The sequence below is a fragment of the Lysinibacillus sp. FSL W7-1291 genome, from assembly GCF_038593415.1.
Taxonomy (GTDB): domain Bacteria; phylum Bacillota; class Bacilli; order Bacillales_A; family Planococcaceae; genus Lysinibacillus; species Lysinibacillus fusiformis_D.
Genome location: NZ_CP151994.1, coordinates 4,110,467 through 4,136,371, shown reverse-complemented (window position 1 = coordinate 4,136,371; position 25,905 = coordinate 4,110,467). Strand labels below are relative to the sequence as shown.

The following is a 25,905-nucleotide window of genomic DNA, read 5'->3' as shown; positions in this document are numbered from 1 at the left end:
TTGGTATATTTTTCAATAAAAAGGGAGCTTTCTGGGAGTTTACTATCCTAAATATTACCTTAGTAAAATAAAACCATATTTATATGAGAAATAACCTATAAAATACTAGGAACACCGCCAAAAAAGTGGCGGTGTTTTTTATGACCGCCAAATCACGCCAGATTTTCACTTGAATCACGCCAAAAAATTGGCGTAAACCCGAAGTTGAAAAGACGGTGTAAGTACTGGTACGCTTAAATTAACGGTGGTTAAGTAGATTTGCTTTAGTGAGTAATAGACAATAGATTTTATTAGAATAAGCAGCCTGACTATCTATGAATAAAGTAGCGTTAGTAGATTGTAGAATGTTACTAGCTAGTCAATATACTTCACCATAAAACTTTATAAAGGTAGGCGTGTATTGTGAAAGTAGAACTTGAAAATTTGTTTTCCGTAGATGAAACTAGTCAAGATCAAGTTATTAACGTTTATAATCGTCATGGTATTGCGATTGGTGCGCCTGAAATTAGAAAAAGAAATTTAAAAACAAAGTTTAATCCTATTTTTACATTAAATGAAGATGTAACATACGAACAGGTAACAGCTTTATATAAATCATTAGAACGCGAATTTGGTATTGTTTCAATAGGAGAACGTTTTTACTTTGAATTTTCAGATATGGAATATGAACGGGCACCATTATTTACTTTAAATTCAACAGGTAATTCACCAGAAATGTTCTTAGAGGACAAAGGGACATTATTTTCTTTAAGCACACACTGTAAATACTGTGGTCTAATGGATAAAGAGCAGTTATCACCTATAGTCATTGATACTACACAAATGAAGGATCGCCATTTAGTCCATGTAAATGGTTATTGGGTTGCTTCTGAGGCACTAGCATCACTCATGAAAAAGGAAAATTTAGAAGGCTTTGAACTTTTAGAGGTTATCCATCAAGGACCTGAAGAAGGAAAGCAACTAGCTTATCAAATTATTCCTGTGCAAGTGCTGCCTGAATGTAGCAAGGATAGAGTAAAATTATATTTTGCAACGGAACAACCTCCATGTAGCTGCGGCTTAAATGGCGTGATTAATGGTCCTGATACCTATGAGCATGAAGATTTAAAGCACTTAAAAGGCGATGTATTTTACTCAGCTGAATGTAGTCACGATGGAAGATATCTTTATAGAAAGACTTTGTTCAGTAAAAGATTTAGAGAAACGATTATAAAAAATGGTATTTCTCGTGAAGTTAGAGGAGAAAAGGATTCAAACTTTGGCCCAAAAGATTGGCTATTTGATCCTGTGTTAATCAAGTAAACGAAGTGGAACAAAAAAGGATAAGGGAGTGTTTAGGATGTTTAGAAAAATACTACCTATAGTAGCCATTTTGTTTATTATTGCATTGGCTATTTCCGATTATTTTAACAAACCTGAAGAAGCATCCATCCATGTTTATCAAGAATACGAACGTGCTTACCTTTCTTAAAACGAGAGTCTATATTTCGCTCAGAATAGACTTATTTATGTTATGATGTGAAGATCATAGCATGAATGTTTTTGAGGTGAAAGAATGAAAAAATGGGCATATCCATTAGCAATTTTAACGCTAATTGTATTTTTCGTAGTAAGAGCTACTTATCAAAGCGAGTTCATGAATACATTTGACGCAAAGATGGCGGAGATCTTTTTTGGTAATCGATTTATAGAGATCTTTCATTATATAGGAGAGCCTAAATTTGTTGTCGCTGTCGCAGTAGTCTTAATGGTGTATTTAGCTTGGAAGGTAAAAAATTATCGAGCCATGCTATTTGTAGTGTTAACTTTTGCAGCGGGCAATGTTTTGAATCAATTACTAAAAAAATGGATCCAAAGACCACGTCCTGAATTGGAGAACCAACTGACATCCTTTAGCTTTCCATCTGGACATGCTATGACGGGTATTCTGTACTTATTCACAATCGCTTATATTTTCGCCGAGAATAATAGTAAAGGTCGTAAAATTGTGCTGTGGCTAGGTGCAATAATTCTAATGGTACTCATTGGATTATCACGTATTGCAGGAGCTCGACACTTTGCTACGGATGTGCTTGCAGGTTGGAGTATGGGATATACTTGGTTTATCATCTGTGTCATCTGGTATGAACATCGTAAAAAATCGTTTCAATCAAACCATAAATAAAAAAGTATAAATAGTATCAGGATGAACTGATACTGTCTACAAAAGGAATCGAGAAATTTAATCTCGATTCCTTTTTACATGTTTCGGTCCTTTTTATAAGCATTTCTTTAAATTCCCCACAACATCACAGTCGTGACAGCAAGATAAGCAAAATGTCTCTGTCTTTGCTATATTTGATTATCTTCTATGTAGAAGTAGATGAAACGGGAGGCAGTGACTCTCTCAGAAAGAATGTGCTCACGGTTTTTTATATACTAATGAATGAGCATGATTTCCCTATTGTAAAGAATGATATTTACCTTATAAAAAAGAATTGCGTATAGGAAACTTCTAAGTTAAGATGAGTACAATAATAAAAAGAGAAAAGGAAGAAGGGAATGGACGGAAATGTTTTACTGGCACTAGGGTTGACTCTTTTTGCCGGACTTGCAACAGGTGTAGGTAGTTTAATCGCCTTTTTTACATCAAGAACAAATACAAAATTTTTATCATTTGCATTGGGCTTTTCAGCAGGGGTCATGATATATGTATCCCTTGTAGAAATTTTTGTTAAAGCGAAAGATGCTTTAACCGACGCATTAGGCACAACAAATGGCTATTGGATGACAATTCTCGGATTTTTTGGCGGGATGTTATTTATTGCTTTAATAGATAAATTTATTCCTAAGGCTACTAATCCTCACGAAGTAAAGCTAGTTGAAGATGTGAATGCAGTGAAGCCTCAGGTCAATGAAGAGCATTTGATGAAGATGGGTATTTTTACAGCTCTCGCTATTGGCATTCATAATTTTCCTGAGGGCATTGCTACATTTATGTCAGCTATTAATGACCCAAATGTGGGGATTGCTATTGCTATTGCAGTAGCCATTCATAATATTCCAGAAGGCATTGCTGTATCAGTCCCTATTTTCTTTGCAACGGGCAATCGTCGAAAAGCTTTTAAGTTATCTTTTTTATCAGGATTAGCAGAGCCTGTCGGTGCACTAGTAGCATTTTTGCTCCTTATGCCCTTTTTAACAGATGTAATGTTTGGCATCGTGTTTGCTGGTGTTGCAGGCATTATGGTTTTTATTTCATTAGATGAATTATTACCTGCAGCGCAAAGATACGATGAAACACATTTATCCATGTATGGTCTAGTAGGGGGAATGGCTGTCATGGCCATTAGCTTAGTATTATTAGCATAATTAAAATAGGAAAAGGGAGTCATTTAAAGTGGCTCCCTTGTTATTTTTCTATATTGTAGGAACAGCCTTTTTTGATTCCACAAGCTCTTGTACACTATTTAGACAATCATGAAATGTAGTAAAAGGTTTATATGGAATATGAAGCTCCTCACAGCGCTGAACGAGATGATCTCTAGCAAGAACAATATTTGCTAGTTTAGCTGCCTCAAAATCAGAAAGAGAGTCACCAATCACAATTTTAAAATGATCCTCCTCTGCAACCTTCCGCATCACGCTAGGTTTACAGCAACCGCAACCTTGTGTGCTATATTTAACACATTCCTCGTCACAGTTATTTGGATAGATTAGTTCTATTTGTTCACCTGAAAAATCGGCTTTATTACAGTAGATGCCCGAAAAAGGACCATATTTTTCAACTAGAGGCTCAATGAAAAAATCAACGCCACCGCTTACAATATAAAATGGTATGTTATGGTCTTGAGCATAGCGAACAAAATCCCCAAAGCCCTCACGAATTACTGCTGAATCCATAAGATATTGAATTACTTCATCTTTTTGTTGAGTAGAAAGTAGATGAAACATAGCAGAAAGCCCATCTTTAAATGAAATGGTTTGTTCCATCATGGCTTTAGCAATTTTTTCAGAATCCTCTCGTACAAATTCAGTCATTAATGAAAAGATATTATCAGTTTCTGTTATCGTGCCATCGAAATCACAGAATATAATTGGTTTCAAGATAGTCCCTCCTTAGAAAAGCACGTATAAAATATCCTTTTCTATACTTCTATCATATTAGTTTTATAAGTACTTGCTTTCAAAAAAACGCCTACTAGGGTAGTAGACGTTTCAAACATTTATTGCTTATGGACTTGCACACCATGTTCATCCGCTTTTGTTAAAATTACTTGATGCTCTGGGAATTGCTTTGTCATTAACTGAACAAAGTCAGTAGCAATAGCAGAAGGAATAATGGAAATCAACGTTGGCCCAGCGCCACTTAGAGCGGTACCGTATGCACCGTTAGCTTTTGCAGCAGTACGAATTTCTGCATAGGCAGGAATTAGCTTTGCACGAAACGGTTCATGGAATAAATCAGCCTCCATATAATGACCAGCACGCTCGAAATCACGTGCCATTAAGGAAGCTGCTAACATATTCGCATTTGCAGAAGCACGAACAGCATAGGCGCGATTTAGTTGTTCTGGTAAAACAGAACGAGATTCGCTCGTTTTGAGCTCAACATCTGGTACGTATACCACAAATGATGCCTCGATATCATTGATATGAAATGTATCGACAATTCCGTTGTCATCCATTGAGGAAATGGTTAATCCCCCTAAAACAGAAGCGGTTGCATTGTCTGGATGTCCTTCAATCTGTGAGGAGAGATTGAGCTTATCTTGAACAGTTAAACCAAGTTCACATACTTGGTTAGCAAGTTCAATACCTGCCACAATCACAGCTGCACTGCTTCCAAGGCCACGTGCTAATGGAAGTTCACTAGTCATCTCGACACGACAAGCAGGTAGTTGCTGATCATATTGATCTGCAATTTTTTTAGCAATGATGTATAGTAAGTGTTCTTCAAGCTCAAACTCTTTAGGACCATTATCATCGAGATGGATAATATTCCATTGATCTTGTAAAGTAACGGTAAGCTTTAAGTAAAGGGACAAGCCGAGTCCTATCGAATCAAAGCCTGGCCCTAGGTTGGCCGTGCTTCCAGGAACTGAGATTTGCCACACTTTACTCATAGTACACCCTCGATATATGCACGAATTTCTTCTTCATCATTTTTAAGGGACACTACTTCTACAGTAGAAACGTTCATAGCTGTATCAGGATCTTTTAGTCCGTTCCCAGTGAAGATTGTGACAACTTTTGCACCCTGTGGTATTTTTCCGTTTTCAACTGACTTAATAACACCTGCTAAAGAAGCAGCAGAGCCAGGCTCAACGAAAATACCTTCTGTACTTGCGATTAATTTATAGGCAGCTACAATTTCTTCATCTGTAACAGAATCAATGATACCGCCAGATTCATCACGAGCTGCTTCTGCCAATTTCCAACTAGCAGGGTTACCAATTCGGATGGCTGTTGCCACTGTCTCAGGATTAGCAATAGGTTCTCCTTTGACGATAGCTGCGGCACCTTCAGCCTCAAAGCCATACATTTTTGGTAGACCGCAATTTTTCGCTGCATGGTATTCTTTAAAGCCTTTCCAGTATGCAGTAATATTTCCTGCGTTACCTACTGGAATACACAAATAATCAGGTGCTGTACCTAAGCCATCTACAATCTCAAAGGATGCCGTTTTTTGACCTTCAATACGGTATGGGTTCACAGAGTTTACAAGTGCGACAGGAGTCGTTTCACTTACTTGGCGAACAATATTAAGGGCATCATCAAAGTTACCGTCAATTTCGATGATTTTTGCACCATACATGGTAGCTTGAGCAAGTTTACCAAGAGCGACTTTTCCTTTCGGAATAACAACGATGGATTGAATACCAGCGCGTGTTGCATAAGCTGCCGCAGCTGCAGAAGTATTTCCTGTAGAGGCACAAATAACGCATTGACTCCCATCTTCAATAGCCTTTGCAACGGCAAATACCATCCCTCGGTCTTTAAATGAGCCTGTCGGGTTTGCACCTTCAATTTTTCCGTAAAGCTCAATGCCTAGTTTCTTAGATAAATTCACTAAATGTATAAGAGGCGTATTGCCTTCGTTTAAAGTTAAAGCAGGTGTGTTTTCAGTTACGGGTAAAAATTGTTTATATTCTTCAATAAGGCCTTTCCACATAACGATACGATCTCCTTTTGTTCTTATAGGAAGAACAGTTGTTTTTGTATAAAAGACATTTTAACGCAAATCGTACTATTATTTCAATAGCATTTCATTAATTGTCGAAACAATTCGGTAATTTGAATTTTACTTGTCACTTTCTTGAAACAACTGTATAGTAATCTTGTAATGTAAAGTCAAGTGTAAAGACAGGTGGTTGGGATGACAACAAATACAGTAGTAACAAATAAACCTCAGCAATCCATTTCTAGAAATAAACTTTTAGGTGTAGCGGGGGTAGGTTGGCTTTTCGATGCCATGGATGTTGGTATATTATCCTTCGTCATTGCGGCATTGGCAGCTGAATGGGGACTATCACCAAGTCAATCTGGCTGGATAGGTAGTGTTAATTCAATCGGGATGGCTGTAGGAGCACTTTTCTTTGGTGTTTTTGCTGATAAAGTAGGGCGAAAGCAAATTTTTATGTGGACTCTGGTCCTATTTTCTATTGCAAGTGGACTATCCGCTTTTACAACTACATTAACTGCATTTTTAATTTTACGCTTTTTAGTAGGTATGGGGCTAGGGGGAGAATTACCTGTAGCTTCAACATTAGTATCTGAAAGTGTAGCGGCCAAGGAAAGAGGGCGTGTAGTTGTCTTATTAGAAAGCTTTTGGGCGGCAGGATGGTTAATTGCTGCACTTATTTCATATTTCGTTATCCCTACTTGGGGATGGAGAGTGGCCCTTATATTAACAGCTCTTCCAGCCTTTTATGCTATTTATCTTCGTTGGCATTTGCCAGACTCACCACAATTTACGGTGAAGGAAGAATCCAAAAAACGCAGTATTGGCCAAAATATGAAAGAAGTTTGGTCGAAGAAGTACGCACGTTCTACGTTTATGTTGTGGCTATTATGGTTTACAGTTGTATTCTCCTATTATGGCATGTTTTTATGGCTGCCAAGTGTAATGGTTGGAAAGGGCTTTGATATGATTACAAGCTTTAAATATGTTCTAATCATGACATTAGCTCAATTGCCAGGTTATTTTACAGCAGCTTGGTTTATAGAAAAGTTCGGCCGTAAATTTGTCCTTGTTTCCTATCTAATTGGTACTGCTGGAAGTGCTTTCGTTTTTGGGAATGCAGATACACTTGCCGTATTGTTAATTTCAGGGATGTTTTTATCCTTCTTTAACTTAGGGGCATGGGGTGCATTATATGCCTATACACCTGAGCAATATCCAGCTATTATTCGCGGCACAGGTGCTGGCATGGCGGCAGCTGTTGGGCGAATCGGAGGTATTTTTGGTCCATTGCTCGTTGGTTTTTTATTAACGGCAGGCTATGATATAGGCTTTATCTTTGCCATTTTCTGTGGTGCTATCATTATAGGCGTGGTGGGTGTCATCTTCCTTGGAAGGGAAACAAAGCAGCTTGAATTAGAATAAAAATAAAAAGTTCTGGATCAGAGTAATGAATCCAGGACTTTTTTGTTTATATTCGCTAGTGAAATACATAAAAATAAGTATTTATTAATTTTTATTCAATTTTACGAATTTATTTGTTAAAATGACAAATCAATATAAAAAGGTAAATCAAATTGTTCTATTAGCAGGTTAATGTGTTAAAGATTTTTCAGAAAAGTCATTGTATTCAAATTGTAATCGTGATACTGTATTTTTAATCGAATTTTGAGTCAGTAGGAAACAATCTCCCGTTCGTGATAAGGTCATTGAAAGAAAGGTTGTTAGGAATGAGTATTCATGAGGATATAAAGAAAAGGTTTGTAAGGCTGTCAAAGGGGCAGCGTAAAGTAGCACAATTTGTGATGGATAATCCCACTACAGTTATTGCTAATGGAGCAGCAGAGGTTGGCAGGCTGGCGAATGTAAGTGAATCTACAGTAATTCGTTTTTGTTATGCCATGGATTTATCAGGATATGTAGAATTGCAAGAGGAAATTAGAGAATATATGATGTCTCAAAATGAAGGGGTAAATCTACAACCTACATATACAGTAAAAAAATTAACTAATTCTAGCTTTGGTAAGATCATGCAACAAGATAGCCAAAATATTCAAGAAACGATTCAATTGATTAACGATCAGCAAATTCAAAAAAGCTCGAAATGGATGCATGAGGCAGATCATATCTATATTCTTGGTACTCGTCACAATGCATATGTCGCCAATTGGTTAGCCAACACATTAAAAACATTACGTTCTAATATTAAGCAGCTTCGCTTAGACTCGGATGATCTCGTTAATCAAATGAATAGTATGGGCGAACATACGACATTCATTGTGCTATCCTTTGATAAACAGATGAAGGATATGAAGACGATTGTTGAAATTGCCAAGATGAAGAAAGTAAAGATTATTGCGATTACAGGGTCTACATTTTCCCCTATCCGAGAATATGCCAGTGCATTATTTGCTCTTGGCACAAAAAAGCATTCTTCACTAAACATTGCACCAGTCTTATTTTCCTTTTTGCATGCCTTGTTAGAGGAAATGATGAGTCAAGATAAGGGACAATATGAAAAATATCAGCAATCCTATGAGCAAGTTGAAAGTAATGTGTTATTCTTAGATGCTGCTAGAGAGAAGCAGGTTTTTTAATGTAGGCAACGCATAGATGGTGTGTACTCATACACAGGTCTATGCGTGTTTTTATGAAATTCACTATAAAAAAAGATGTCCAAATATGATTTAGACATCTAGGAAAAATGAATTATAGAATTTTACTTAAGCTATATTCATTCACATACGTATCATTTAATTTAATGGCATTTTGTCGGATGCCTTCTTGTTGAAACCCTAGTTTTGTAAAAAGGTGTAATGCTACATTATTATGTTCCATCACCGTTAACTCTAGACGAGAAATGTCTCGCTGTTTAGACCAATTTTCAACAGCGTTCATCAGTGCAGAGCCAATGCCCTTTTGTTGATGTTCTTCCTTTACTGCTAAGCGAACAGAAGCAACATGTCTAGCTTTCGATTGTTTATACCCATGAATGACTGCATAGCCTGCAAAAATGCCATTTAATACACAGAGTAGTATTGTGCGGTTTTTTAGCTGTTTCCAATAGGCTAAATTTTTACGAAGTTGTTGGACCGTTAGATCTACTTCATTTTGAACATTATACATGAAGTCAGTTTGCTGAAAGATTTCCTCTTGTAAATGAATGAATGATCTAGCATCGGATGCTTCAATCCCTCGAATTATGTATGCAGATGGGCTTTCCTCATTGTTAGAAGTACTGCTTTCAGTTGGCTTCATTTGCGAACGTGAGAAAGTTACGCTTGTCCCTAATTTAACATCAATAACATAATAACCTGCATTGGTCCAAGATAAATAGTGTGAGAGAGGGGGCTTAGTTTTTTTCCACCAGCTCTTATTTAAGTAGGCGGCGTTTGGTAATACTTGTCCCATAATGTTTTCTAATTCACTAAAGGATAAAGTGATCTCTTGTTGTAAAGCTACTTCAAAATAGTTTGCTAAAGGAATGTACTTTTTTTCCATCTTCTTTGTCATCGTAATCCCCATTTCCTGAATATCCAAAAATATAGACTATCTGATGATAGCATAAAATTACGATGACTTAAATATGAAAACCCAACTAAATATCTATATAAACTAATTATTTTTTTAAAAAGATGCATTTTTACTATTAAATGTTAAAAATAGGTTGGTAAAAATAGAGAGTATTATAGGAGTGTGTAGACCCAATAGAAGTTATATAGCAACATAAGGTAGTTATAATATATATCTTATTTGCAAAGTATGTATTTAAAGATTAATTATTCTTTTATATAATAAATGATAGGCAGTAAGATTTTATCTGGATTCAGCAAATGCTTTTAGGAGCAAATTTTCGAGTGAGTTTGATGAGGCTTCGTTGATTCAAAGTTACACTTTATCACTTATTAGGCTATAAGATATGATAAAATAAAATACAAATGTAAGTGCTATTTTAGGAGGAATTGATTGAATGAGTAAAGTATTAGTTTTTGGACATAAAAACCCAGACACAGACACAATCACGTCTGCTATTGTATATGCCTATTTAAAACACCAAATTGGTGAAGAAGCTGAGGCAGTACGTCTTGGAGATATTAATAATGAAACTCAGTTTGCATTAGATAAATTTGGTTTTGAAGCACCTCGTTTAATTTCTTCTGTAGTAGGGGAAGCGGACAAGGTAATTCTTGTTGACCACAATGAATTCCAACAATCAGCGGATGGTATTGAGGAAGTACAAATTACAGAGGTAATCGACCACCATCGTATTGCAAACTTCCAAACAGCAGATCCACTATACTATCGTGCTGAGCCAGTAGGTTGTACAGCAACAATTCTAAACAAAATCTTTAAGGAAAATGGTGTAGCAATACCAGCTAATATTGCTGGCTTAATGTTATCAGCAATTGTTTCTGATACATTACTTTTTAAATCACCAACTTGTACAGAGCAAGACGTAAAAGCTGGTGAAGAGCTAGCAAAAATTGCAGGTGTGGACGTTGCAGACTATGGATTAGCTATGCTAAAAGCAGGGGCTGACCTATCTGATAAATCACTAGAAGATCTTTTATCATTAGATGCGAAAGAATTCCAATTTGGTGAGTACAAATCAGTTGTAGCCCAAGTTAATGCAGTTGATATTAATGATGTACTTAATCGTCAAGAAGAACTAGAAATCCTATTAAATAAAAACGTTGCAGAAAACGGCTTAGATTTATTCTTCTTCGTTGTGACAGACATTTTAAATAATGATTCAACTGCTGTTGCAATTGGACAAGTAGCAGAAGCGGCAGCAAAAGGATTCGGTGCGGAACTCATTAACAACCGTGTTGTACTACCAGGTGTTGTTTCTCGTAAAAAACAAATTGTACCAGTATTAACGGAAGCACTAAAATAATAGGCAGAGGCTGGGACAAAAGAATTTTAGCCAAAGAAAACCCCGAACTACGAAATGTTCATTAATGTTTCGTAATAGTTCGGGGTTTCTGTTTAAATTGCTTAGTTCATTCGAAAATTATCCAGCTTTCATATTAATCGAGTTTTAATGGTTGTACTGCTGGGCCTTCAAGTACCTCACCCTTAGCGTTAAAGCGTGAACCGTGGCAAGGACAATCCCATGTCTCATCTGCTTCATTCCATTTCGTTTTACAGCCTAAATGGGTGCAAGTCGGTGCTTTGGCGTTCTTCATATAACCAGCTATATATTCCTTTGCAACAAAGCCCCCTACTTTAAGCATCTGCATGAATTGCGCGCCGAATTTTGTACGTGACGGTGAATAAAGGGCAATGGCACCATCCTCACTCTGTGCGCCTGTAATCAGGGTGGACAAGATGTCACCAGCGACAAAGGAATTGGAAATCCCCCATTTACGGTAGCCAGTAGCAATCAGTACATTAGGTAAGGAGTTTGTAATTCTTCCAACGTAAGGAACAATGTCAGGTGTTTCAATATCTTGAGCTGACCATCGATAAAGTGGCTGTTGTTCAAAGTGTTCCTTCATTTCATTGGAAATCGCTTCATAATACGGCTCCGTATGAACGGTTTCGCCAGCTATATGATTCGCTCCACCCATTACTAAATAATGTTCCTTGTCTATCGTGGCAGTCCGAATCGAACGGGAAGGGAAATCAACGGATAGATATTGCCCCTGCATCGTTTCGGAAATCTTACTAGCAATCATATAAGAGCGACTATTGGACAGTTTAAAAAGTTTGAGTCCTTTAAACGCCTCAATGGGATAATGCGAACACAAAATAAGCTTATTGTATTGAACCGACATATTTTTTTCGGTATGTAAGTTATTTTGTGATATGTTTAATTGCTGAACACGAGTATTGCTGTAAAGTCTTGCCCCCATTGCCTGTGCCTCTTTGACAAGGAAATTACTCACCTCTAAAGGATTTATTTGAGCTTGCTGTGACATACATAATGCTTTTGTGATAGGAAACGGTAGCTCTGTCTCAGAGGTAATTTTAGATTTAATATTTAAAACCTTATAGGCATTCCATTCTTTTAATAATTGTGCATAGCCTTCTTTTGTTTGACAGTACAACAGTGAGTCCACTGATCGAACACTGTGTGTCGGAAGTAATTGCCTAGCTTTCTCGATGGCTTGTTGGTTGAGCTGATAATAAAGCTGCGCCTCTTCTATAGATAGTTTTTCTAACAGATTCGCATAGACAATACTATGCTGTGCTGTTAATTTTCCTGTGGAATGCCCTGTCGTTCCGTGACCAAAATGGGTATTCGCCTCAAGTAGAACTACATCCACACCTGCTTTTGCTAAAGTATAGGCTGTATACAAACCTGTTAAGCCCCCACCGATAATACATACATCACAAGTTGTTGAGGAAGTAAGAGAAGCTAGCGAGACTGACTCGGTTGATGCGAGCCACAGAGATTGTGTCATATTGAAACCTCACATTGTTTTTATGTTCAGTATGTAGAAGGGCTTGAAAATTTATGCAGTGAAGCATAAATATTGCCTTGTGATTTGTTCTATCGCTACAATGAAGCAAAAGGAGTGAGTGTAATGAAAATTGAAATTTGGTCTGACTATGTATGTCCATTTTGTTATATTGGTAAAAAGCAATTAGAGAAAGCGATTGAAGATACTGGCTTTGGAGGGCAAGTGGAGTTTGTTTATAAAAGCTATCAATTAGATCCAACTACACCAGTAGAATCAACTAGTACTGTATATGAATCATTAGCCAAGAAATATGGAATGTCTTTAGAAAAGGCTAAGGAAATGACATTGGGCGTAACGGCACGTGCAAAAGAAGTGGGCTTAAACTACGACTTTAGCAATTTGATGGAAGAAAATACGCTAAAAGCACACCGACTTGTGAAATGGGCTGAACAACAGGGAGATGTTACAGCACTTGTGGAATTACTTTTACACAGCCATTTTATTGAAGGAAAGCGTATTGGCCAAGAAGACATTTTATTAGAGATAGCTGAGCAAGTAGGGCTACAGCGTGAAGCGGTTGCAAAGGTTCTTGCAAGTGACGATTATAAAAACGAAGTAGAAGTAGATATTCAAGAAGGTCTACAACTTGGTGTTCGTGGGGTACCATTTTTTGTCTTAAATCGTAAATATGGTATTTCAGGTGCTCAGCCACAGGAGGTATTTGAAGATACACTACGTAAAGTTGCTGAGGAAGAGGGTTTGCAACCAAAGTTAAAGATGGCTGGCTCTGATGATGAGGGTGTATGTACAGATGATAACTGTAAATTGTAGTTTACACAGAGGGGAGTAAAGCTTTATACCCCCTCTTGTTAGATGAATGAAAGAATCTTAACATAATATTTCAGTCAAAAGTCTGAGGAAAGTAACGTTGACATTTTAGGTGAAATTTTTTAAGATTGATATATATCTTGAATTCGAGATATTAGATTATGATGTTTAAGGGAGAATTTATATAATGAACGTTTTAGTAGTAAAAGCTAACAACCGTCCAGACGGTATTTCAACAAAAATGTATGATACATTCATGGAGAATGTACAAGGCCTCAACGTTACAACTTTTGACGTATTTGCTGAAGATATGCCTTATTTTGGACAAGACCTTTTCAATGCATTTGGTAAAGTTCAAAATGGCGGTGAGCTAACAGACATCGAATCACGTCTTTTAGCTGCAAAACAAAAAGCAATGGACGCATTAACTGCAGCTGATATCGTTGTATTTGCATTCCCACTTTGGAACCTAACAATTCCAGCACCTTTACAAACATTTATCGACTATGTATACCAAGCTGGATTTACATTCAAGTATGGTGAAAATGGTCAATTAATTAGCTTAATGACTGACAAAAAAGCAATCATTTTAAATGCTCGTGGTGGCTACTACTCATCACCAGAAGCACAACCAATGGAAATGTCAGTAAATTACATTAAAAATGTAGCAGGTGGCGTATTCGGTATGGAAATTATCGAAGAAGTTATTATTGAAGGTCACAATGCTTCACCTGATAAAGCACAAGAAATTATTGCAAATGGCCTAGAAGAAGTGAAAAAAGTAGCTCAATCACTTCAAACTGTGAATGCATAAAAAATATTTTTTAATAAAAGTCCTCTCAAATTCGGGAGGATTTTTTTTATTTTGTGAACAGATGTATGGTGTGGTATGGAGGTCGGATATATTGATATTAATTAATTATTTAGAATTTACATTTACTAACATCCTGTTTGCGACGCAAGAATTAAAATGATAATAATCTATGATTTTGGAGAAAAGTAATTAACCATTCTTTTAAAAATACATATAATCAGGACTATTTATTCAGTAAAAAATAGAATTAGTTTAATATAATAGGATTTGTAGGAAAATACTAGATTATTAAGGAGGTTGTTGTATGAATAAGAAATTAATAACTAATTTCTTGGCAATGTTACTCGTTCTATTCGCGTTTATACCATTTGGATTTTCTGCAGATGCTGCTTCCAATGATGTAACACGTGCAGATTATGTAAAAGAACTAGTAAAGAGCTTAGATGTAGAGATAGGTGATGGTTCTTCTCTTGCCTTTACCGATGTCTCTAAGGATTTAGCACCTTATGTAGAAAAGGCTGTGGAATTAAAACTTATTAAAGGTAAAACAGCAACTACATTTGGACCAAACGATAAACTAACACGTCAACAAGCATTTGTTATATCTGCTCGTGGACTAGTTAGTGAAAACGCTTCCCTTTCTATTTTAGAGCAATTTAAAGATGCAGACCAAATTGCAGAGGCATATAAACAAGATTTAGCTAACGCAGTTGCTGCAAACATTTTGCAAGCATTTGAGGATAATACCATTCGCCCTCGTGATTATGTGACGAAGGAGCAAATGGAAAGTATTGTGGAGCGCTTTGTAGCAGAATATAAAGCACCTTCAGCTGGAGCATCAGTAGACCTTCAGATTTTAGGGACAACAGATATCCATACAAATTTAGCTAATTATAATTACTATTTAGATGCTCCCTCAACGGAGGTTGGTTTAGCTAATACGGCTACATTAATTGAACAAGCGCGCGCTAAAAATCCAAATACATTGTTATTCGATAATGGGGATTTAATTCAAGGTACACCACTTGGCTCTTATAAAGCGTTAGAAAGTGTATTAAAGCCAGGGGAAGTGCATCCAGCTATCGCAGCACTTAATGCATTAAAATATGATGGTGGAACTTTAGGAAACCATGAATTCAACTATGGCCTAGACTTTTTAGATGAAGTATTAAACGATGCTAAATATCCAGTCGTAAATGCTAATACTTACGATGCAAAAACGAAAAAGCGTATGTATACACCGTATGTCATTCTTGATAAAGAAGTGGTCGATAGCTCAGGTAAAAAGCATACACTAAAAGTTGGTGTAACGGGAATCGTTCCAACAAAGATTGTTGAATGGGATGCCATTCATTTAGCAGGTAAAGTGGAAATGCAGGAGCCTGTTGAAGCAGTAAAAGAGGTAGTACCAGACATGCAGAAAGCTGGTGCAGATGTAATTGTTGTTCTTTCGCATTCAGGTATTGGTGGGGACACTTATGTGAAGGGTGCTGAAAATGTTGGTTACCAACTAGCAGAAATTGAAGGCATCGATGCTTTAATTACAGGGCATTCTCATTTAACATTCCCTGGTGACTATAAGGACTTGAAAGATGTAGATCAAGAAAAGGGTACGATTCACGGTGTACCGACTGTTATGGCGGGTAGCTATGGTAGTCACCTTGGTGTCATTGATTTAAAATTGGAACAACAAGGATCAGAGTGGGTAGTGGTAGACGGTAAAGGTTCATTGCAATCAATTAAGCAAGAAGGCTTAAAACCATCTGCAACAGTGCTAAAGGCTATTAAAGAAGCACATGAAGGTACATTAACATATATCCGTCAGCCTGTTGGAGAAACAACTGCACCAATCCATAGCTATTTCTCAATGGTACAAGATGATCCTTCTATTCAAATCGTAACACAAGCACAAAAATGGTTTATTGAACAGGAGTTAAAAGGTACTGCTGATGAAAAGACACCTCTTCTTTCTGCTGGAGCACCTTTCAAAGCAGGCTCTCGAAATAACCCACTAGATTACACAAACATTCCTGTGGGACCACTTGCCATTAAAAATATGGCGGACATCTATCATTATGATAATACTGTTGCTACTATTAAAGTGACAGGTGCTCAAGCAATTGAATGGTTAGAAATGGCTGCGGGTATTTTTGCAACAATTGATTCGAATAAAACAGAAGAGCAAAATATTATCGATTCAGAAGCACGTTCTTATAATTTTGACGTGTTGGATGGCTTAACGTATCAAATTGATGTATCATCACCAGCAAAATATGATCGCCGTGGTATCCTTGTTGATGAGAAGGCAAACCGTATTAAAAATGTACAATATAATGGTAAGCCAATCGATCTAAAACAAGAATTCATCATCATTACAAACAATTATCGTGTTGGTGGATCATATGGGGCAACATTTAAAAATGCTGATGGCTCTAATATTACTAACTATGCGTATGAAAATCGCCAAGCTGTAGTTGATTATATTATGGCGAATAAAACAATTAATCCTGCTGCGGATAATAACTGGTCATTTGTGCCGTTCCCAGCTAATACAAAGGTTATTTACCTATCTGCAAAAGATGCACAAAAGTTCATTCCTGCAGGTAGTAGCATCGAATATTTAGCAGAAACAGAAGCTGGATTCGCTAAATATTTAATTAAATAACGGTTTATGAAAAGGAGGGTACGATTTAATCGCTACTCTCCTTTTTATGTCTGTTAAATGAATGGTACCGTGTGCCCTGATAAGTTAAAATGCCGAAATCCCCGTCTACTAGCAGTCCATAGTCGTGCCCATTCATTTTTAGTTCATGACGCTCTCCGTTTAGTTCTTCAAACGTTACATAATAGGACGTAGATGCTCCAGTATTATTAGAGCCTCCACGTATATTTGTACGTTTTGTCACAACCTTAGCGGGTACCGTTAAAATGGGAGAACTGTTGTTTTTAGACCAGCTGATAATGCCTTTCACAACTATGAAGGCAATGCTGCCGAAAACAATGAAAAAGATAATCGTTATAAAAACGGAACCAAATAAAAATTGATCGTCAAACCAGAGCATCTAAATTACTCCTTTCCTTTGGTGTTGAGGTGATTCTTACAGAAGATTTAACTCTAGATCAACAACAATATCTATTTCATCACTGATTAAAACGCCGCCTGTTTCTAGAAACGTATTATAGACTAGATTAAAATCGCGACGATCAATTTGTGTCTTTGCTTGAAAGCCAAATACTTCTTGTGCCCATGGATTGACACCTTTTCCTGTATATACTGTTGTAAATACAATGGGCCTTGTTATGTTTTTGATAGTTAAATCCCCATGAATTGCAAATTTTCTTTCATGAAGTTGATCAATGTATGTAGAAGTAAATATGATTTTTGGATAGACGTCTGCATCAAAAAAATCGGGAGAAACGAGATGGACATCACGATCATGATTTTTGGTAGAGACACTAGCCACGGCAATAGTAAATGAAATGTTTGCCTTCTGCATTTGTTCAATATCTGCTGCAACTATCTCAGCATTGTACGCTTCGAATGTTCCGTGAATACGGGAAATCATCATATGTCGCACAGAAAAGCCAATTGTTGAATGACTGAAATCAATAGTGTATTTTTTCATTTGAAAACCCCCTAAAACAGCATTCTACAACGAATGATAAAGTAAATAATTTGCTTATTCAATGAGTTTTTCATAAATGTGGAAATGTAGACACTTTTATAAAAGTGTAATCTGTGAGCATGTTAGTCATATTCTTATAAAGATGGGCATTTTATTGTTAGCAGGTGATCTAAAAAATTCCCTCTATAAATTGAAAAAAATGAGATTAAAGTTACTTTTAGTAATTAAATATAAAAAAGTTAATTGATTATTTTATGTAAATAAGTTACTTCAAATTTACATTTACTACATTAATCGTTACAATAGTTACATAGAGGTGAAAAATTATGAATGAGACAACTTTATGTCCTCGTTTAGCAAAAGCAATGGATTTAATCGGAAAACGATGGACGGGGTTAATATTATATCAATTACTAGATGGACCACAGCGTTTTAATGAAATCGAGTCTGCCTTACCTGTCAGTGGGCGCTTATTATCAGAACGCTTAAAGGAACTTGAGAAAGAAGGGCTTGTTGAACGCAAAGTATATTCCGAAGTTCCTGTACGCGTAGAGTATTCTTTAACAGATAAAGGTCGAGCATTAGAAGGCGCTATCCGCAATATAGAAACATGGGCAAGTAGTTGGCTCTAACATGAACAGATTGTTCTACTAGTAAATAAACTGGTTTTAATATTGTGCCAAAAACGACACTTGGAATGACTGTCAACTTTCTTTATAATATTCATCATCTCTGCACAGGTCTTACCTGTCATATAATATGAGATAAAAATACCCTTCATTTTACTTGTCAAATTGGGGTTCTAAATCCATACTGGTGTAGAGTAAGAAGGACGTTAGAAAGGAATTAGCTCTCATGACAAAAGAACAATGGGCGAAGGATTTAGCAAAAAATATTAATCCTGCCAATATTAAGTTAGATGAATCTTTACAGCAATATACAATGACAAAATTAGGTGGCAAAGCAGATGTTTTTGTTCTTCCTGAAACAGAAGAAGAGGCAGCATCAGTTATTCGCTATGCATATATAAATAATATTCCTTTATTAATGTTAGGCAACGGCTCAAATATGGTTGTTCGTGATGGCGGTCATAGAGGAATCGTTGTAACATTCTCAAGTCTGGATGAGATTCGTATTAATGGTGAGCATGTTTACGCACAAAGTGGTGCACTAATCAAAGATGTATCGAAGCTATCAGCGCAAGCCTCTTTAACTGGTTTCGAATTTGCTTGTGGTATTCCTGGATCAATTGGCGGAGCAATGGCTATGAATGCAGGTGCTTATGGCGGTGAGATTAAGGATATTATCGTTTCATCTAAGGTGTTAACGAGAGAAGGAAACATTTTAATATTATCCAAAGAAGAGCTTGAGCTCGGCTATCGACAAAGCATAATTGCCAAAAAAGGCTATTATGTGTTATCCTCTGAATTTCAATTGGCGGTAGGGGTGCAAGAAGAAATTGATGCGAAGATTGCTGATTTAACGTTCCAACGTGAATCAAAGCAGCCTTTAGAATACCCATCTGCTGGAAGTGTCTTCAAACGCCCACCAGGTCATTTTGCAGGTAAACTTATTCAAGATAGTGGCTTGCAAGGCCAAGGTGTAGGTGATGCAGAAGTCTCTACCAAGCATGCAGGTTTTATTGTCAATAAAGGTAATGCCACTGCTACTGACTATATTGAAACAATCCGAATGGTCCAACGCGTCGTGAAGGAAAAATTTGGTGTTGAATTAGAGACAGAAGTTAAAATTGTTGGTGACGATCTATAATATCACGCCCTTCGTTTAAGTCGAAGGGCGTTTTTTTAGGAGTGAGGATGAAATGAAATTTATATCATGGAATGTTAATGGAATACGAGCATGCTTAGGTAAAGGCTTTTTAGAATTCTTTCATCAAATGGAAGCAGATTTCTTTTGTATCCAAGAAACAAAATGTCAGGCTGGACAAGTAGAGCTTGCTCTTGAAGGATATGAGCAGTATTGGAATTATGCACAGAAGAAAGGGTATTCAGGAACCGCTATATTCACTAAGCATACCCCGTTGTCTGTTAAGTATGGAGTGGGGGAGGAAGACACTCAGGATGAAGGTAGAATTATTACATTAGAATATGAAAACTTCTATTTAGTGAATGTCTATACTCCGAATGCACAGCGCGATTTAGCCAGATTACCTCTCCGCTTAGATTGGGAGGACCGTTTAGCAAGCTATCTACAAAAACTGAATAGTAAGAAGCCCGTAGTCTATTGTGGTGACCTAAATGTTGCACACACTGAAATTGATTTAAAAAATGCAAAGTCTAATATAGGAAATTCAGGATTTACATATGAAGAGCGAGCGAAATTCTCAGAGTTATTAGCAAGTGGTTTTGTAGATTCTTTTCGCTATAAGTATCCTGATGAAACTGACCATTACACATGGTGGTCCTATATGAATAAAGTACGTGAACGCAATATTGGTTGGCGTATTGATTACTTTGTTGTTTCTGATCTATTAAAGAATCAAATTGATATTGCAACAATCCACCCACACATTATGGGCAGCGATCACTGCCCAATTGAATTACAATTACATGTCTAGTGCTAAGAAATCGTATTTTCATGGAGAAAATACGATTTTTTTATGGTTGTTCTAGAAAATTAATAGGGGTTGCTTCGCTCAAAAGTGAAAGCAAAGCGTTGAGGGAACCACTAAAGGGTAGCATCGAAGTGCTCATAAAATAGGAGACCGTAAGCCAAAATCTAATGAAACCAACACAAGATAACCTTCTCACATAAAGTCATATCTTCCTCTATAGGAAAATATGATTTTTCAAAACGGTTCAGTAGCCTTCAAAATTCTTATTGTTTATACTATTTTAATAGCGAATTGATATAAAATTTTGTATTTAAAGAAGATTTTTTATACATAACATACGGAAATTCGCTAAAAAATTTGCTCGTTAAAACGGGTTTGGGAAGGTAAAACGTGAATATAGTGCAAAGAGGGGGTTATGCAGTGGGAAAGAGAAAGTTTAGGTGGAAAAAGTGGCTCATTGTTTTTGCTGGGGTATTAGCTGCTTTGGCTGTTGTGACTTTTATTGGGTTTACATGGTTTATGAATAAATCCAAGCCAGTAATTGATGGTGAGTTAGTTGTTAGTATTCTGGATCAGGATGTGACGGTCACAAGGGATGATAAAGGGGTTCCGCATATTTTGGCTGAAACAGATGCCGATCTGTATCGTGCACAAGGTTATGTCCAAGCGCAAGATCGACTGTTTCAAATGGATTTAGCACGAAGACAGGCAAGTGGTCGATTATCTGAAATTATTGGGGAAGCAACCATTAATACGGACAAGCACTTCCGTACGTTCAGTTTACGTGATGCGGCGGAGAAATCATTAGCAGCTTATGATGAAGAAAGTAAGCAAGTACTAGAATGGTATGCTGAAGGGGTAAATGCTTTTATTGCACAGGCGAAGGAAAACAATACCTTAAGCTATGAATTTGCTTTGTTAGGCTATGAACCTGAGGAATGGACGGTTGTTGATTCCTTAACGATAGGTAAATATATGGCTTATGATTTGGGCGGAAATTGGAATACATTAGCCTTCCGTCACTGGGCATTACAAAACTTTGATGAAGCAAAGGCGAAGGAATTATTTATTAAATATCCTGAAAATGCTTCGTCCATTATCGAGGCCAATATCCAAACTCCTGTAGCAGTGGCAGGGCAGTTTAGTGCAGATTTATTACCAAATGAATTTAATGGTAGTAATAACTGGGTTGTTTCTGGGGATAAAACGAAATCTGGAAAACCGATTTTAGCAGATGACCCACATTTAGGATTAAGTACACCTTCTATTTGGTATCAAATGCACCTACAATCCCCACAACAAAATGTCAGTGGTGTTATTTTTGCAGGAATTCCAGGTATTATTTTAGGTCATAATGATGAAATTGCCTGGGGTGTTACGAATGTGGGGCCTGATGTACAGGATCTATATATTGAAATACCAAATCCGGATGACCCAACACAATTCCGCTATGATGGTCAGTGGGAGCAAGCGGAGGTACGTGATGAGCCAATCAAGGTGAAGGATGGTGAAACGGTAGATTTTGACGTCGTTGTCACGCGTCACGGCCCTATTATGACAGATTTAGCTTTTAAGGATACTGAGCCCACAGCACAATTTTCGATGCAATGGACAGCGCTTCAACCTACAGCGGAATTGAGAGCGGTGCTTGGGTTTAATAAGGCAAAATCTTGGGAGGACTTTGAAAAAGCATTAGAAGATTTTAAGGCACCAGCTCAAAACTTTGTTTTTGCCTCAAAGGATGGCACAATTGCCTATAAAGCTAATGGTCAAATACCTATTCGTAAGCAAGGTGATGGACAATTACCAGTGCCAGGTGATTCTAGTGACTATGGCTGGGAAGATTTTATTCCTTGGGATAAACTACCGACTGTAGTGAATCCAAAGGAAGGCTTTATTGCAACGGCGAATAACCAAGTCATTGGAGAGGACTATCCTTATCACATCACGGATTTCTGGGCGCAGCCTTATCGTTTCGAGAGAATTAAAGAAGTGCTAGAGGCAAATGATGGAATTACAGTAGAAGATATGATGGATTTGCAAATGGATCAGCATAATCTTTATGCAAGAGAGTTTCTACCCGATTTATTAACATCTATAAAAGCGAAAGAGCAGGATGGTCAGTACACAGAGATTATTGCTATGTTAGAGGATTGGGATATGGTAGATGCAAAGGAATCAGGTGCCCCCCTTGTCTTCCATACACTTATGATTAAGTTACAGGAAGTGTTGTTTAAGGATCAAATGCCTGAAGATATGTATGACATCATGTATGGGAAGTTTAATATTACAGACCAACTCTTACGTACAGCGTATGCAGGAGAGAAAAGCATTTGGATTGAGGAGCAGGGTGGTGTGGATGAGACAGTTTATAAGGCATTCGAGCTGACTATTGCACAATTACAAGATCAATTCGGCAAAAATGCAGCGAAGTGGCAATGGGGTGATTACCATCAGCTTACGTTTGATCATACATTGGGTAGTGCCTCACCAATTCTTGCCGCTTACTTTAATGCTGAAAAGGTTCCAATCGGGGGATCGAAGGTTACTGTACAAGCAGCAGATAATGATTTAGCTGGTAATGTAAATCATGGTGCATCTTGGCGTTTTGTGGTAGATGTAGGGGATTTAAGCTCAGCCTATCATATTGTTGGTCCTGGTCAGAGCGGGCACGTAAAGTCTGATTGGTACCAGGATCAAGTGCTTGATTGGGCGAATGGTGATTATCATCAAACGTTTGTGAAACAAGAAGATATAAAAGGAAAAACATTACAATTAAAGGCACAGTAATAAAAGGTTAGCGTACATAATAAGTGCGCTAACTTTTTTTATTAAAAATTACAATGATATAGATCATTAACATTCAAATATTCGTTTGAATATGATGGAATAATATGTTATATTGATTACAATCAAACGAATATTTGAATGAGGTGAGAAAATGCCAAAAGAAATATGTGAGGTGACGCATGTACATGAAGAAGCGGTCACGAAGGTACAACAACAAATGCCTGATTTGTCAGGTGTAGCAAAATTTTTAAAAGCATTATCTGATGAAACAAGACTTAAAATTGCCTATGCCTTAACAGTAGAAGATGAATTATGTGTTTGTGATGTTGCAACTATTATTGGGTCATCAGTAGCGACAGCATCCCATCATTTACGATATTTAAAAGAAAATAATTTAGCCAGATCACACCGTATAGGAAAGCAAATGTATTATTCTTTAGCAGATGAGCATATATACCAAATTGTAACAATTGCCTATGAACATGCGAAAGAGGGGATTGCCAATGGCAGCGACACCAACTAAACAAGAATACAGGCTACAAAATCTATCCTGCGCCAGCTGTGCGGCGAAATTTGAGAAGAATGTAAAGGCTATACCTGCTGTACAGGATGCACAAGTTAATTTTGGCGCTTCTAAAATTACTGTAATCGGCCCTATTAGTGTCGATCAAATTGAAGAAGCAGGTGCCTTTGATGGCATTAAGGTTACCCAATCAGCAGCAAGAACACTTGACAATGCTACCCCTTTTTACCGTAAAAAAGAGAATGTTCTAGCTGGTATATCTTTGCTTTTTGTTATTTTAGGTTATCTATTTGTTAGTATGCTAGAGGAATCACATCCGCTACCGATAGCGATGTTCATATTAGCGATCCTTGTGGGTGGAGTTGGCATTTTTAAAATAGGCTTCCGAAATCTAGCGCGCTTTGAATTTGATATGAAAACGCTTATGACGATTGCCATTATTGGCGCTGCTATTATTGGCGAATGGGAAGAAGCGGCTGTTGTCGTCTTTTTATTCGCTGTGAGTGAGGCGCTTGAAGCGTATTCAATGGATAAAGCTCGTCAGTCCATCCGTCAGTTAATGGATATAGCTCCACCAACAGCTATTATTAAAAGAGCTCACGGAGAACACTTCCATGAGATGGAACTACCAACAGAAGACATTGAGATAGGTGATATTTTAATTGTCAAGCCAGGGCAAAAGATTGCAATGGATGGGATTGTGATTAGCGGGTTGTCTGCAGTCAACCAAGCAGCCATTACGGGTGAATCGATTCCTGTTAATAAAACAGTAAATGATGAAGTATTTGCTGGGACTCTTAATGAAGAGGGTGCGCTCGAAGTACGTGTGACAAAGCGTGTGGAAGACACAACCATTGCCAAAATTATTCATCTGGTAGAAGAAGCACAGGCAGAAAAAGCACCTTCTCAGCAATTTGTTGATCGCTTTGCAAAATATTACACACCAGCCATCATGATTATTGCTTTTCTAGTAGCTGTTATTCCACCATTATTAGTAGGTGACTGGCAGCACTGGATTTACCAAGGTTTAGCTGTTTTAGTTGTAGGATGTCCTTGTGCACTTGTTGTCTCTACACCAGTTGCCATTGTAACGGCAATTGGGAATGCTGCAAGGCAAGGTGTACTTATTAAAGGCGGTGTTCATTTAGAACAATTAGGACATATTGAAGCTGTAGCCTTTGATAAAACAGGTACATTAACTGAGGGACAACCAGCAGTAACGGATATTGTGACAACAGATAATTGCTCAGAGGACTATGTATTACAACTAGTGGCAGCAGTAGAAAAGCAGTCTCAGCATCCTTTGGCTAAAGCTATTTTAAAAAAATCACATGATAAAAATTTACCAGAGTTAGTACCAACAGATTTCCAATCAGTAACAGGTAAGGGTGCGTATGCTACAGTAGACAATCAGATTATTTATGTAGGCAGTATGAAATGGATAGTGACATTAACTACTGTAGATAAAAAAATTGAAAATCAAGTTAAAAAATTGCAAGAACAGGGTAAAACAGTAATAGCAGCTGTTTCGAATAGCCAATTTATTGGGCTTATTGGAATTGCTGATCAATTGCGCCATGAAAGTAAGGACGTATTACAAAAATTAAATGCCTTGAAAGTAAAGCATATGGTGATGTTAACAGGTGATGCAGAACCCACAGCACAAGCTATTGCTACTTCATTAAAGATGACAGATGTGCGCGCTGGTTTATTACCAGAGGAAAAATTAATGGCGATTAAGGATTTACGTGCACAATTTGGTGCTGTAGCGATGGTTGGGGACGGGGTAAACGATGCACCAGCATTAGCAACTGCAAATGTAGGAATTGCCATGGGTGGAGCAGGAACAGATGCAGCTCTTGAGACGGCGGATATTGCCTTAATGGGTGACGATCTAACCAAACTTCCGTATACCATTGGCTTGAGCAGAAAAACATTACGCATCATTAAAGAGAATATTATATTTGCCCTAGTTTTAAAATTAATTGCGTTGTTGCTTGTCATTCCAGGATGGCTGACATTATGGATAGCAATTTTTGCGGATATGGGTGCTACGCTATTAGTTGTATTTAATTCTTTAAGACTAATTAGAGCAAAAAAGTAGTATGTAAGGTGTAGTTCTGTAAAATAAGATAGGAAATTAATCTCACGCTAACGCTATGAATTTTATGCGAAT

23 protein-coding genes are annotated in these 25,905 nt (G+C 37.2%); 16 read left to right on the top strand and 7 right to left on the bottom strand.

Features of this window, described 5'->3' with window-relative positions; all coding sequences use genetic code 11:
* The first annotated feature begins 402 nt into the window (after window positions 1–402).
* From NST76_RS20090 to zupT, 4 genes are all read left to right on the top strand, one after another.
* Window positions 403–1,302, top strand: coding sequence for a hypothetical protein (locus NST76_RS20090; RefSeq protein ID WP_036128369.1), 900 nt, complete (start codon window positions 403–405; stop codon window positions 1,300–1,302).
* Between the two features lie 37 nt (window positions 1,303–1,339).
* Window positions 1,340–1,471 carry a hypothetical protein gene (locus NST76_RS20085; RefSeq protein ID WP_255358824.1) on the top strand — a complete coding sequence of 44 codons (132 nt, stop codon included), beginning with the start codon at window positions 1,340–1,342 and terminating at the stop codon, window positions 1,469–1,471.
* Window positions 1,472–1,555: 84 nt separating this feature from the next.
* Window positions 1,556–2,164, top strand: coding sequence for a phosphatase PAP2 family protein (locus NST76_RS20080; RefSeq protein ID WP_342544390.1), 609 nt, complete (start codon window positions 1,556–1,558; stop codon window positions 2,162–2,164).
* 377 nt (window positions 2,165–2,541) lie between these two features.
* Entirely contained in the window at window positions 2,542–3,351 is an 810-nt protein-coding gene (gene zupT / locus NST76_RS20075; RefSeq protein WP_036128366.1) for a zinc transporter ZupT, read from the top strand.
* A 48-nt stretch (window positions 3,352–3,399) separates the two neighbouring features.
* Here the strand turns inward: zupT and NST76_RS20070 are convergent, their stop codons facing one another.
* From NST76_RS20070 to thrC, 3 genes are all read right to left on the bottom strand, one after another.
* Window positions 3,400–4,086, bottom strand: coding sequence for an MtnX-like HAD-IB family phosphatase (locus NST76_RS20070; protein ID WP_058844741.1), 687 nt, complete (start codon window positions 4,084–4,086; stop codon window positions 3,400–3,402).
* 119 nt (window positions 4,087–4,205) lie between these two features.
* Window positions 4,206–5,105 carry a homoserine kinase gene (thrB, locus tag NST76_RS20065; protein ID WP_342544387.1) on the bottom strand — a complete coding sequence of 300 codons (900 nt, stop codon included), beginning with the start codon at window positions 5,103–5,105 and terminating at the stop codon, window positions 4,206–4,208.
* Entirely contained in the window at window positions 5,102–6,154 is a 1,053-nt protein-coding gene (gene thrC / locus NST76_RS20060) for a threonine synthase (RefSeq protein ID WP_036128358.1), read from the bottom strand. Before thrC ends, thrB begins: the two co-directional genes overlap by 4 nt.
* Window positions 6,155–6,358: 204 nt before the next feature.
* On the opposite strand from thrC, the gene NST76_RS20055 reads away from it, so the two are divergent.
* Complete coding sequence (locus NST76_RS20055) at window positions 6,359–7,588, top strand: MFS transporter (protein WP_051891771.1); 1,230 nt, start codon at window positions 6,359–6,361, stop codon at window positions 7,586–7,588.
* A 305-nt stretch (window positions 7,589–7,893) separates the two neighbouring features.
* Window positions 7,894–8,760 carry a MurR/RpiR family transcriptional regulator gene (locus NST76_RS20050; protein ID WP_089934452.1) on the top strand — a complete coding sequence of 289 codons (867 nt, stop codon included), beginning with the start codon at window positions 7,894–7,896 and terminating at the stop codon, window positions 8,758–8,760.
* Between the two features lie 112 nt (window positions 8,761–8,872).
* Here the strand turns inward: NST76_RS20050 and NST76_RS20045 are convergent, their stop codons facing one another.
* Window positions 8,873–9,676, bottom strand: coding sequence for a GNAT family N-acetyltransferase (locus NST76_RS20045; RefSeq protein WP_036128353.1), 804 nt, complete (start codon window positions 9,674–9,676; stop codon window positions 8,873–8,875).
* 457 nt (window positions 9,677–10,133) lie between these two features.
* On the opposite strand from NST76_RS20045, the gene NST76_RS20040 reads away from it, so the two are divergent.
* Window positions 10,134–11,060 (top strand): manganese-dependent inorganic pyrophosphatase, encoded by a 927-nt coding sequence (locus NST76_RS20040; protein ID WP_036128351.1) that lies wholly within the window; start codon window positions 10,134–10,136, stop codon window positions 11,058–11,060.
* Window positions 11,061–11,193: 133 nt separating this feature from the next.
* Here the strand turns inward: NST76_RS20040 and NST76_RS20035 are convergent, their stop codons facing one another.
* Window positions 11,194–12,573, bottom strand: coding sequence for an FAD-dependent oxidoreductase (locus tag NST76_RS20035; protein ID WP_089934454.1), 1,380 nt, complete (start codon window positions 12,571–12,573; stop codon window positions 11,194–11,196).
* Between the two features lie 123 nt (window positions 12,574–12,696).
* Between NST76_RS20035 and NST76_RS20030 the strand changes: the two genes are divergently transcribed.
* From NST76_RS20030 to NST76_RS20020, 3 genes are all read left to right on the top strand, one after another.
* The gene (locus NST76_RS20030) at window positions 12,697–13,404 is read left to right on the top strand and encodes a DsbA family oxidoreductase (protein ID WP_036119248.1); all 708 of its coding nucleotides are present in this window, start codon (window positions 12,697–12,699) and stop codon (window positions 13,402–13,404) included.
* A gap of 184 nt (window positions 13,405–13,588) precedes the next feature.
* Complete coding sequence (locus NST76_RS20025; protein WP_036119245.1) at window positions 13,589–14,215, top strand: FMN-dependent NADH-azoreductase; 627 nt, start codon at window positions 13,589–13,591, stop codon at window positions 14,213–14,215.
* Window positions 14,216–14,519: 304 nt separating this feature from the next.
* Window positions 14,520–16,880, top strand: coding sequence for a bifunctional 2',3'-cyclic-nucleotide 2'-phosphodiesterase/3'-nucleotidase (locus tag NST76_RS20020; RefSeq protein ID WP_058844738.1), 2,361 nt, complete (start codon window positions 14,520–14,522; stop codon window positions 16,878–16,880).
* 25 nt (window positions 16,881–16,905) lie between these two features.
* Here the strand turns inward: NST76_RS20020 and NST76_RS20015 are convergent, their stop codons facing one another.
* Both NST76_RS20015 and NST76_RS20010 read right to left on the bottom strand, forming a co-directional pair.
* Complete coding sequence (locus NST76_RS20015) at window positions 16,906–17,277, bottom strand: DUF2500 domain-containing protein (RefSeq protein WP_101966900.1); 372 nt, start codon at window positions 17,275–17,277, stop codon at window positions 16,906–16,908.
* Window positions 17,278–17,313: 36 nt separating this feature from the next.
* The gene (locus NST76_RS20010) at window positions 17,314–17,841 is read right to left on the bottom strand and encodes a YceI family protein (RefSeq protein ID WP_036119238.1); all 528 of its coding nucleotides are present in this window, start codon (window positions 17,839–17,841) and stop codon (window positions 17,314–17,316) included.
* A 326-nt stretch (window positions 17,842–18,167) separates the two neighbouring features.
* Between NST76_RS20010 and NST76_RS20005 the strand changes: the two genes are divergently transcribed.
* From NST76_RS20005 to NST76_RS19980, 6 genes are all read left to right on the top strand, one after another.
* Window positions 18,168–18,473, top strand: a complete 306-nt coding sequence (locus NST76_RS20005; RefSeq protein WP_036119224.1) for a helix-turn-helix domain-containing protein — start codon at window positions 18,168–18,170, stop codon at window positions 18,471–18,473.
* Window positions 18,474–18,696: 223 nt separating this feature from the next.
* Complete coding sequence (murB, locus tag NST76_RS20000) at window positions 18,697–19,611, top strand: UDP-N-acetylmuramate dehydrogenase (protein ID WP_271911143.1); 915 nt, start codon at window positions 18,697–18,699, stop codon at window positions 19,609–19,611.
* Between the two features lie 52 nt (window positions 19,612–19,663).
* The gene (locus NST76_RS19995; RefSeq protein ID WP_342544385.1) at window positions 19,664–20,419 is read left to right on the top strand and encodes an exodeoxyribonuclease III; all 756 of its coding nucleotides are present in this window, start codon (window positions 19,664–19,666) and stop codon (window positions 20,417–20,419) included.
* Window positions 20,420–20,836: 417 nt separating this feature from the next.
* The gene (locus NST76_RS19990) at window positions 20,837–23,206 is read left to right on the top strand and encodes a penicillin acylase family protein (protein ID WP_342544384.1); all 2,370 of its coding nucleotides are present in this window, start codon (window positions 20,837–20,839) and stop codon (window positions 23,204–23,206) included.
* Between the two features lie 151 nt (window positions 23,207–23,357).
* Window positions 23,358–23,729, top strand: a complete 372-nt coding sequence (locus NST76_RS19985; protein WP_036119214.1) for a metalloregulator ArsR/SmtB family transcription factor — start codon at window positions 23,358–23,360, stop codon at window positions 23,727–23,729.
* The gene (locus NST76_RS19980) at window positions 23,710–25,833 is read left to right on the top strand and encodes a heavy metal translocating P-type ATPase (RefSeq protein WP_271911138.1); all 2,124 of its coding nucleotides are present in this window, start codon (window positions 23,710–23,712) and stop codon (window positions 25,831–25,833) included. Before NST76_RS19985 ends, NST76_RS19980 begins: the two co-directional genes overlap by 20 nt.
* Window positions 25,834–25,905: the final 72 nt, after the last annotated feature.